General features: G+C 58.8%; 7 protein-coding genes. 1 reads left to right on the top strand and 6 read right to left on the bottom strand.

The features are described from left to right. The 3 genes from VJ698_RS05980 to VJ698_RS05970 form a co-directional block, all read right to left on the bottom strand. A partial coding sequence (locus VJ698_RS05980) for a hypothetical protein (RefSeq protein WP_324101803.1) occupies window positions 1–618 on the bottom strand: 618 nt, incomplete at its 3' end. A gap of 202 nt (window positions 619–820) precedes the next feature. Continuing rightward, window positions 821–2,725, bottom strand: a complete 1,905-nt coding sequence (locus VJ698_RS05975) for a hypothetical protein (RefSeq protein ID WP_324101802.1) — start codon at window positions 2,723–2,725, stop codon at window positions 821–823. 16 nt (window positions 2,726–2,741) lie between these two features. Then, the gene (locus VJ698_RS05970; RefSeq protein WP_324101801.1) at window positions 2,742–3,212 is read right to left on the bottom strand and encodes a CesT family type III secretion system chaperone; all 471 of its coding nucleotides are present in this window, start codon (window positions 3,210–3,212) and stop codon (window positions 2,742–2,744) included. Between the two features lie 498 nt (window positions 3,213–3,710). On the opposite strand from VJ698_RS05970, the gene VJ698_RS05965 reads away from it, so the two are divergent. Next, on the top strand, window positions 3,711–4,262 hold the full coding sequence (locus VJ698_RS05965) for an RNA polymerase sigma factor (RefSeq protein WP_324101800.1): 552 nt from the start codon (window positions 3,711–3,713) through the stop codon (window positions 4,260–4,262). Window positions 4,263–4,533: 271 nt separating this feature from the next. Here the strand turns inward: VJ698_RS05965 and VJ698_RS05960 are convergent, their stop codons facing one another. The 3 genes from VJ698_RS05960 to VJ698_RS05950 all read right to left on the bottom strand — a co-directional run bounded on the left by VJ698_RS05960 (window position 4,534) and on the right by VJ698_RS05950 (window position 10,345). After that, window positions 4,534–5,832: a DUF1329 domain-containing protein gene (locus VJ698_RS05960; RefSeq protein WP_324101799.1), complete on the bottom strand. Its 1,299-nt coding sequence runs from the start codon at window positions 5,830–5,832 to the stop codon at window positions 4,534–4,536. Between the two features lie 19 nt (window positions 5,833–5,851). Beyond that, window positions 5,852–7,873, bottom strand: coding sequence for a DUF1302 family protein (locus tag VJ698_RS05955; RefSeq protein WP_324101798.1), 2,022 nt, complete (start codon window positions 7,871–7,873; stop codon window positions 5,852–5,854). A gap of 81 nt (window positions 7,874–7,954) precedes the next feature. After that, complete coding sequence (locus tag VJ698_RS05950) at window positions 7,955–10,345, bottom strand: efflux RND transporter permease subunit (RefSeq protein ID WP_324101797.1); 2,391 nt, start codon at window positions 10,343–10,345, stop codon at window positions 7,955–7,957. Between the last annotated feature and the right edge of the window lies 1 nt (window position 10,346).

Raw genomic sequence — 10,346 nt, 5'->3', positions numbered from 1 at the left:
CGCATGCCTGGACCACCTTCCGACGCAAATCCTCTGAATAGGGAGCAGCCATGAGGACACCTCCAGCTTCACAATCCCATGAGGACATCCTTTTGCGCCTGATGTTCCTTTCCCTTTTATTGATGTGAAAACCGCTCTAGTCCTTAATCCATGAGGTTGTTCCAACACGTTTGCGGCGGTTAACAGGCCGTACTGGTCTCCAAGATAATCCGCGCCGGAAATTGGCAGAAGTTGGTCACGTCGCATATCCCCATAAGTGCCCAGACCAAGGTGATCGTGAGCTACTGACCGGTCATGTGGCCAGCGGTACGCGAGATGCTGATGAATGCTTGAACCGAATTCGTCAATTGAACAATCTGCGCCGGATTGATCATCCTTCGACCGCAAGGCCGCATGGCGATTTCCGACACCGGGAATCTCACTCTTGATGCCGTCGGTCGTTTCACGGCGAGACAGCGTATTCGTCAGCCATGCCGGACGAGGCCTTTTTGGAGCTGCGGATGACACTGTTTCTGCGGCCTGGATGGCAATGACGCTTGCAGGCGCATCCGCCATGGCTGTATTACTCATCTGGCGGTCATCACGAGCAATCGGTGAAGGAGGCTGAGGTATTTTCATTTCACGTGAATTCTAAAAGTTCAGCAGGCCAGTCGATCTTCGACGCATCACAGGAATTCGAACGCGCAATCAGGTCGACACCCACCGGGGTGTTAAGAAACGTCGCGAGTGGGCCAGGATTGGAGGCGCGGAGTGCATACGTACGAGCAGCATGCCGTTCATTGCAGTACCCAAGCTGGCCAGGCGGCGTCACTGAGTCAGGTCAGGCATGCGCCAATTCGGTGGGGGAAATTTCTTGGCCAGGACTTGCTTCGAGTTGGGCAATCTGGCTTTCGATGTAGGGAATGGCATCTGGCGTGACGACCATCCAGACGCGTAGCAGCTCAAGTGCATCTTCCCGCGCTCCAGCCCGAAGATAGGGCAATTCTTCGGCCAGGTCGTACAGAGTGTCTGCGAGTTGGTCCGCCGGCAGATGCTCCACACGCTGGTCCAGAATATGCACCAAGTCTTGTTGTCGCGCGATGAGGTCTTGTGCGGATGCCGTGCTATTTGTACCCCCGACCTGCGCTGGCGTTCCGTCAAGTAATGCAACTTTCGCACCCACTCTGATGATATCGAAAATTGCCTTCCTCACTCTTCGAATCGTGGCTTCCAGCATTGCATCCCTGGAGATGTGCTGGACTTGCCGCTGCGGGGTGGTTCTGCTGGTCGCGGCACGGCGCAGTGGCGCCGCTGCTACGGGCGTGCGCTTGATATAAGCGTCAGGATATTTCTTCTCCCTGGCTTTCGCGACAGCTTGCGTTATTTTTTCAAGAACATCAGGCGAAACTTTGTCGAAGCGAACACGTCGCCCATCCTCCGACTCATAGGTGTTGACGGTGTTGGCCGTGTGTCGTTCATCCCACAGGTAAGGATCGACCCGCGTCGACATTGTCGCTTCAGCCCCGACGGTGATGGCATTCTCGGTGTGATATCGATGTTTGGTAACGGTACAGAAAACCGACTCTTTCACCCGTTTTGTTCCTGACTTTTCTGCTGCTTCTACTGCCTGACGCAAGACGCCTCGACATGCCGCATTAAAGGCTGCCACTTGCGCCTCCCGCTCGGCACGTGATCTGGCTATGACATAGTCGTCCCTGTGTTCAGCCGGGATGCGTGCTTCTTCATTGAACATACTGTCCGGAACCGACTTTTTGCCGATGCTGACGCTTATCAGCCGGGTTTTGTCCATCTTCGCCCCCTTATGCGTGGTCATGGCAACTTCCGTAAGCTGCTTTTCCTCCACTATCTTTTTTATCTTTTCCCTCGTGGCGAGGACTCTGGGCCGGTCATCCTCCGGCACTGCGTCCATATCGATTCTGTCATAGCGCATGACGCCTTGTGCAAGGCAATACCTGTCAAGCAAGTTACTTCGAATCCCATACCTATTTCTATAGACTTCTGCCATGGCGTTTTCAAAGCCCTCGGGTCCCACTTTTTGCTCCAGGCGATCACGAATTTCTTCAATGGCCGGAAGATTGAATGCGCTCGGTACAGGATCATGAGGCTCGCATTCTTCCACGATGGATGTATGTTTATACGAGGATTCTGAAGCCAGGCAGGAAGTGGGAACGATAGCCCAAGGATCGACCATGACGGGATTTTTTCCATCATGATCGATTAATACGTACATATGGTCATTCCATCTGTCGACAACCAAGGCCGCACGCAGATTGAGCGATTTGGCGATCAAATAGGCGGCTTGTGCGTGCTGGGCACATACTCCGGTCCGGGCAACAATGGTATTGGTCGCCATTGTGGTCCCATCAACATCTCCGTGAGAAAGGTGGAAGCGGGCGTACAACCCTACCCGGTCTGCAAGCCCGCCTGATTGCATCAACCCCAGTCTCTGATTCGGCGCATTCTTGTTGATCAAGGCTTTGACTGCGTCGGCAATCCCTTTACCTAGAACCAGTTTGTCAAATGTCTGCGGGTCTACGACGACAGGTTTCTTGCCGAACCGACCGCGAAGTATTTCACCAGGAACTTTCGCAGTCGCGTTTTGCGACGCCTCAGCGATCAGCTGCAGCACTCGTTCATTATGTGACGGCCTGTCTGCACCGGGCTGATTGTGCTCCGCCAATACGGTCTGCCTCACGTAGTTGAATTGATTTCTGATTTGGTCCATATACCTGCTCTTTGATTCACTTTTCTTGTTGGCCGGCTTGTTTTTCCATCAGCCGGGAGAGATGGTGCTGCGAACGTTGCTTCGTCATTGGCCGATCGATCCAATCCTTTGCAAAACGTGCAGTCTCAAGGGCGAAATCGAGCAATTCGATCGCGTCGCTATTGCTCATTGCGTTCAATCTCTTCCTTGTCCACAACTCTACGTTGCCGCTGGCTTCGTTATAGCCAAGCTTGAAATTGAGTTCGGGATGGATCGGTGTGAAGCAATTCAGCTTCAGGAGATTGATCAGCGCTTCTGTCCCCGATGCATCAGGCAGTTTGCCGAGATCGGCAATCACGTTCAGATACCCGACGGGAATGGAAAACAATTTCAGTTGCAGCTGTTGATCAACGCTGATTGTGTACACGTCGTTGCGCCGGTCGGGCGGCAGGTCGATTCCCATATGCTGCAGTAGTACCGTCATCAGGTTTTGAAATTGGATATCCATCGCTGCCCTTGGCATTGTTTCAGGTAGGTCATGAGCCGAATGTCGCCAGGCTTGTTCGGCTTATCGATGACGTTAAAGAAGACCGCAGTGCCATCTCGTGCCGCGCTTCAATGCGAAGCTTGAATTACCGATCCACCGGTTCACGGCTGATTGAGATCGGCTGTTCATGCCTGCATCATGTCAAGAGAAATTGAAGTCGTCCTGGGTGAGCGGTGCGGCGAGGTGTCATGGCGAGAGATGGAAAGGAGCACGGCCCTTCATCTGCTTCCGCCCTGGCGGGGCGCGACCTTGAATGCGCCACGGTTCCAATTCAATCACAACTGCAACAAGCAATTTCTCAACTTTCCTCAAAGTCTCACCAATCCTCATCGATTTCTCTTCGCGCGACGACGCCTCGCTATCGTTGCTTCACGGTAATCGCACACCACACATGCAAATCGCGATGCCCGATGTCCAGGTCGTCAATTCGAACGTAAAAAAAACCGGGAGGAGATTGTGATGAAAGAGACACTCGCTTCGGCAGAGGCCACCGCATCCAGAGAGAATGCAAGCAGCACCGCCATCGATTTGAACCAGTTGTATCGCCAGCATCATCATCACCTGCTCCGGTTCGTCCAACGCTATGTGCGCAATGCCGAAGACGCCGAAGATGTCGTGCAAAACACCTTCATGGAAGCGATGCGTTGCGCAGACCGCTTCGGTGGTTTATCGAAGCCGTCCACCTGGCTGTTCGGTATCGCGCTCAATCTGGCGCGCAACCAGGTGCGTCGCAATTGCGCCCACATGCACGAGCAGATCGACGAGGCGCTGCTGGACCAACTCGTCGACATTCATGCCGACCCGGCGCATCTTGTTGAAGTGCGTCAGATAGCCGACAAGGTCGAGGCGCTGCTCGCCTCTCTGCCGGGCGATATGCGAGCCACCTTCGAAGCCGTTCTTGACGGTGAATCGACCTACGAAGAGGCTGCGGAACAAATGAAGATTCCCGTGGGCACGGTGCGCTCGCGTGTATCGCGCGTACGCGCTTCAGTGCGCGCGGAATGTGCGTAATTCGGCGAGAGACGGACAGGCCGCGTGCTGTCGCATGCACGCAATGCGTTCACCGCTGGCTTGTCTGAATGGTGCTGGAATTTGTCAGGCGCGGGAACGGGTTCGATTCCGCATCTGACCGCGCCTGACGGCGCAGGCGGTGCAGCCAACAATGCAGCAGGTACGCGGTGCCGTGTGGCTGATATCGAGGAACGAGGAGTGGATATCGGGCGGGACGGCGGAAGAGGTGCGCGCCCCTCCGGAGCGAAGGGCGCGCTTCTGCCTGCGCAGCTTACTCGTTACCACGCATGTACTGCACCTGGAACATTTCCGGCGGCGACAGCTTGGGATCGACACGTCCCTTGAACTGGGCGGTGGTGCAGCGACGCGACTGAACGTCGACGATCGAGAAGCCGTCGTCCACGCCAATACCCATGCCCTTGTTCTGGGGCAGGTGGTGGTCGGCGTGGCTCTTGCCGACCATGAGCACCTTCCACAGGTCGCCCTTGCGGTCGTAGATTTCGTTCGCACCGTTCATGCTGCCCATCTGCGCATCCATGTAGAACACGCGCTTGCTGACAGGATGCGACGAATTGACCGGCGCGGCTTCCAGCACATATACCTTGCGCAATTGCCAGCTCCCGTTGAGGAAGCAGCCACCCTGTCCGCCGAAGCTGATGTACTTGTAGCCGTCCGGGTCCTTGAATTCGTCGCTCAACGCGAGTTCATTGTGGTTCCACGCCGGCAGCAGCACGAGCTTCTTGCCCTTGAAGGTCCACTTCATGTCGCTGATACGCCCGTTGTAGCCTTCGAAGTCTTCGATCATCATGTCCGAGCCGAGGAAGGCGTCCGTGGTCTGGCCGGTTGCCATGCGACGCACGCGCTTCTGGAAGCCGAGGTAGAGATAGGCGTCATCCACCTTCAGGTCGTCTTCGAAACGCTGAATGAGCAACTGTGTATTGCGCACGTCGTTAGGCTCCCACACTTTCAGGTACGTGCCCTTGAAGATCTGGGAAGGGTTCGGCGTGACTTCGGGCGTCGGCTGCTGCAGGACGCGATGCTTGAAGTTGAGGAAATGGATGTCCATCTTCACGCGGCGCTCTTCGCGGCCGGTTTCCATGTTCTTGTACTTCCAGATCATGTTGACGGCGGCGTTGTCGCCCCAGTTCAGGCCGTAGCGGAAATTCCATGCCAGCTTTTCGCCGGCGCGTGGGTCGTTGAGGTCCGGCTCTTCCGGGAACGGGCGACCTGCCACATAGCCGATGAGTTCGCCGGGCTTGGCGCCAAGCTTGGCCTTGTTCAGGTTGGCCTTGGTGGCGGCGACGTATGCCTTGTTGAGAGCGAAATCGGTGGTCGGCCCGACTTTGATCTCGAACAGGCCGTCCTTGATCAGCTTGTAGACGCCGGCTCCAAGAATTTCCTTGAACTGGTCGGCGTTGCCCTTGTTGATGGTCATGCCGGCGGACAGCCCCGGGAAGCTGGGCATGCCGTTCCGGTAGGGGCTGAATGCGTTGTCGACGTCGGCGTCGGTCGCCGCGTGGGCGGCGCCGAAGAGCCCTGCCAGCAGCAGGGCGATCATGCTCTTTTTCATGCTTGTCTCCTTGAATCGATCAGAACTTGTAGCTCAGCTTGAGATAGATATCGTTTTCCTTGAATGCCGTGCCGATCGGGCCGGCGCGGAAGCGGCCCAGCGGCTCGATGCCGCCGAGACCGAAGGACTGGCCGACAGCCTGCGTCGGGCCGTAATTGGTGAACGGCGCGTACGGGTTGCAGGAACGGCAGTCGTCGAAGCGGTAGTGGTCGTCGCCGTTCGCGCCCTTGTAGTTCGCGCCGAAGGTCAGCTTCAGGTCGTTGGAGAGGTTCCACTCGACCTGCGGCGATACCGCGAAGGCCTTCGCCCGGAAGTCACGCGCCAGGACCAACTGCGGGCTGACGGTGCCGTTGCGCAGCGAACCGCGGATCAGGAAGGTGCCGATCATGTTGTCCTTCCAGTCGGGCATGCCGACCTTGCCCAGCGGGCCGTCATTCAGCTCATGGTTGAAGATGTGCTGGTAGAACAGCTGCGCCGACAGCAGCGTGGCCGCGGAGGTGCTGATGAACGGGATGAAGGTCGGACGATCGACGCCGATGACCGAGCGGAACACCTTGTTCTTCGAGTACAGTTCGGGCCGCGCGGTGTTCGCGAATTCCTCGCCATTGGTCAGCGCGCCTTCGAGTCGCACGGCCGCGCCGAGCTTCTCGAGCTGCAAGTCCATCGAGCCGCCGATCAGGTTGACGCGCGGGAAATGCACGTCAAAAGCGATCAGATTGCTGACCGGCACTCCAGCGTACGGCGGCGTGGTATTGCCGTTGACCCCGGTGAACGGGTTGATCGTGCCATTGCCGTTGATGCCGCGCAGCGATGGCAACTGCGAGCGGTAGGTCAAGGCGTTCAGCGAGAAGGACAGGCCGTCCTTGGTGACGCCCTCGTATTTCATGCCGAGCTGCGTGTTCTGCAGCGACCATTCAGGCAGGTTGACGTTGCGGATCCCTGCCTGGTGCGGGCCAAAGTCGGTGGCGACATGGCCGCCCGCCGCAAAGTTGGCGACCGTGCCGCCGTTGTCCCACAGGTTCGACATCGCGCGCATCAGGCAGCCGGCGTCGAGCATGACGTTGGGCGTGCCGCACTGGCCGAGATTGCTCGCGCGGAATTTGTCGAAGTTCCACACGACCTGGAAGTTGCGGTCCTGCATGGAATCGCTGGCGCCCATGCGATATTCCGTCTGCAGCATCCACATCGGAATGCGTATGTCGGACAGCTCGTCGTAGATGTTGTTGCGCGAGTAGTCGACCGGATTGATCACGTCGAGCACGCGGAACAGGTCGGTGCGGCCCCATACCACCTGCTGCTTGCCGGCCTTGACGAAGAGTTGGTTGCCGTCGGCCATGCGGAATGTTTTCTTGGCGTAGAGTTCCCGCACGAAGTCGAGACGGCTGTTGAATTCCGGTGCTTCCAGTTCGGACAGCTTCTTGTTGCCGTATCCGCCGAAATCCCTGCAGCCGCGCGAATCGACATCGCAGGGGCGAACCGGCACGCCGAAGGCGACGCCGCCGTTGGTGGCGTGCCAGCGGTCACCGAGCACGCGCATGCCGTCGTTCGGATTCTTCGTCAGGTCGAAACCGAAACCGTTGGTGGGCGGCAGGCCAAGCGCGGTCGCGATCGGGTTGTTGATGCCGCCGCCGAACGGGACGTTGGGCAGGTTCAGCGGAGTGCCGGCGTTGGTCGGCACCGGCGGCAGCGCGGCATAGCCGGTGTTCTCGATCGTGACCGGACCGCCTGCCTTCTTGCCGTATTCGCTGCTGTTCATCCGGTAGACGCCGTCCCAGGTGCCGCGCAGCGTGCCCTGCACGGTCCAGTCGTCCTGCAGTCGCTTGTCGAATTCCACCTGCAGGGTATTGCGGAACTTCGCCAGGCCGGCATTTTCGCGATGCACGGTGTGGTTTTCGTAAGTAGTGTTGACGTTCATGGGCGAGGCGTCTTCGCCCAGTGACGGCAGATTGTTTTCTGCCAGCGCCGGGGCGGCGAATGCCAGCCAGATGGCGGCAACCCCCACCTTGAGGCGATACTGCGTGTACTGATTTGTCTCCTGCATGGATTTACTCCCCTATGCTGTTATCAGGCTGTTGGAAAGGTGCTTCTCTGCTTTCTTCCGGTGGTCCGGAAGTTCTTCTTGTCATGCGGCCTCCAGCACGCCGTCCTCGTCGTACTGGGTGGCCGTCACGAATTTCGGTTTGAACACGACGCACCAGGCCGGGACGATGAGCATGGCGGCAATGGCATTGACGATGAGCATGAATGACAGCAGGATCGCCGCATCCGACTGGAAGCGCAGGTCGGACATGAAGATCCACATGACGACGCCGGCAATGAGGGTCGCGGCGGTGAAGCTCACCGCGTAGCCGGTAGTGGCCACGGCATTGACCACCGCTTGCCGGATGTCGCGCAGCGCCGCGTACTCTTCGCGAATGCGGTCCATGAAGTACACCGCGTAGTCGATACCGACGCCCACGCCCACGGCGATGACGGGCACGGTATTGACGCTCAGTCCGATGTGCATCGCTCCCATGTAGGCATACGTCAGCAGCGTCGAAAACAGCATCGGCAGGACCATCAGCCAGCCGGCATGCAGCGAGCTGTAGTAGGCCATGACGATCAGGAAGGCGATGAGCATCACGGCCGGGATTATGATCATGTGGTCGGTATGCAGCGCCTGGTTGGCCGCGGCAGTGACGCCGATGATGCCGCCGCCGAGTTCGATGTGCAGGCCGGGGACTTCCTTCTGTATCTTTGCGATGCCCTCTTCCGCCAGCGCGACGACGCGGTTGATCGTGTCGGCCTGGTGGTCCTTGTAGTAGAAGACGATGTCTGCTTCGTTCTCGTCGGCATTGATGAACTCCTTCAATGCACCGGGGATCGGGCTGGATGCCATGTAGGCGAACATCAGGCCGCCGGTTTCATCGGCGTTGTCGGGCAGCTGCATCCAGCGCGGGTCGTCGTTGTGCGTCAGCTTGTTGACCACGCGTACCACGCCGGGAATCGCCTTGGTGCCGCCGAGCGCCGGGTCGGCCAGCATGTGCGCCTGGAAGCGTTCGATCGCGGCCATGACTTCGGGCCGCTTGATGCCGCCCTTCTCGTCCGTGCGCGCCACGACGTGCAGCTCCTCCGAGCCGGGGAAGCGCGTGTTGATGGCACGGGTGGAGATGTTGTAGTCGTGGTTGCGGTGCAGCAGCGGCGAGCCCGGTTCCGATTCGCCGAGTTGCACCTTGCTGACGAAGTACATGCCGCCGAGCGCGCCGATAAGGGCGAGGATGAGGATGGAACGCGCGCCGCCTTCGGTTCCGCCGGTGAGCGCCATGGCTTTGCCGAGGAAATTGCGCACGCCCTGGTTGGCGTTCTCGTGCTTCTTCGGCGCGGGCAGGATGGTCAGGGCCAGCGGCACCATGAAGTGCACCGTAAAGATGACGGAGAAGCCCCAGAAGCCGGCGGCCATGCCGAGCTTGTAATTGAAAGGCGCCGCGCCCAGCATCAGCACTGCGATGCCGACGGCATCCACGATGATGGCCAGCGAGCCGGGGCGGAACAGCGCGTCCAGCGCATTGCGTGCAGCGCGCTTGCCGTCGCGCACGATGGCGAGTTCCTCGTAATAGCGCACCACCAGCTGCACGCCGTGCGATGTGGCGCGCGCGGCGATCAGGAAAGGAATCGGCAGCGACAGCGGCTCGAGATTGATGCCGGTCAGCGCCATGAAGCCGAGGCCCCAGACCGAGGAGAGCGCGATGCCGAGCAGCGGCAAGGCGATGCCGTAGAAGCGACGGAAATAGACGATCAGCAAGGTCGCCAGCAGCGCGATGGTCCAGGCAAGGATCTCGACAATCTGGTTGAGGTAGGTGTAGACCCAGCCGGTCAGCACCGGATTTCCGGTGACATAAATATGGTGCCCCGGCGCGGCAAGGCTGGCGCGTACCTTCTGCAAGGCGGCGAAGGTGGCCGGGTAGTCGATGCTGGATTCATTGAGTTGCGCCTTGATGAGGGCGGCCTTCATGTCAGGCGAGACGAGCAGACCGTACATGGTCGGATTGGCGACCACGTCTTTCCTGAGCTGGTCGAGTTCGGCTGCCGTATGCAACGGCTTCATCGGATCGTAGTACGGCTGCGAAGCGAAGCCGCCCTGGTCGTCGATGAAGACCTTGCGTGCCGTGCGATGCGTCAGGCTCGATACCTGGTTGTGGTTGACGCCCGGCAGGCTGTCAATGCCCTGCGTCGCCGCATGTACGAGCTTGAGTGTCTCGTCATTGAAGATGGTGCCCTGTTCCACTTCCACAGCCATGACGATCATGTTGGCACCGCCGAAGTTTTCCTTTAGGCGGTTGTAGACCTTGATGTAGGCGTGGTTCTGCGGCAGCAGGTCGGCGAAGTCGGTGAAGATGCGCAGGCGCGGCAGCGCCAGGCCGAACAGGATGGTGACGATGAGCACCATCGAGAGGACGATCTTGGGATTGCGGAAAATCCACTCTTCGCCCCGGTGCAGTGCGTGGGTGATGGAATGACGTGCTTTGCTGACCATG

Source organism: Noviherbaspirillum sp. (assembly GCF_035254685.1).
Lineage (GTDB): Bacteria > Pseudomonadota > Gammaproteobacteria > Burkholderiales > Burkholderiaceae_D > Noviherbaspirillum.
The sequence above is the reverse complement of the archived record's forward strand: the minus strand, read 5'-3'. Positions and strand labels throughout refer to the sequence as shown.

Coding starts and splice junctions, on each gene's coding strand:
- VJ698_RS05975 (WP_324101802.1), bottom strand. CDS start 2,725: ATGGACCAAATCAGAAATCAATTCAACTACGTGAGGCAGACCGTATTG.
- VJ698_RS05965 (WP_324101800.1), top strand. CDS start 3,711: ATGAAAGAGACACTCGCTTCGGCAGAGGCCACCGCATCCAGAGAGAAT.
- VJ698_RS05960 (WP_324101799.1), bottom strand. CDS start 5,832: ATGAAAAAGAGCATGATCGCCCTGCTGCTGGCAGGGCTCTTCGGCGCC.
- VJ698_RS05950 (WP_324101797.1), bottom strand. CDS start 10,345: ATGGTCAGCAAAGCACGTCATTCCATCACCCACGCACTGCACCGGGGC.
- VJ698_RS05970 (WP_324101801.1), bottom strand. CDS start 3,212: ATGGATATCCAATTTCAAAACCTGATGACGGTACTACTGCAGCATATG.
- VJ698_RS05955 (WP_324101798.1), bottom strand. CDS start 7,873: ATGCAGGAGACAAATCAGTACACGCAGTATCGCCTCAAGGTGGGGGTT.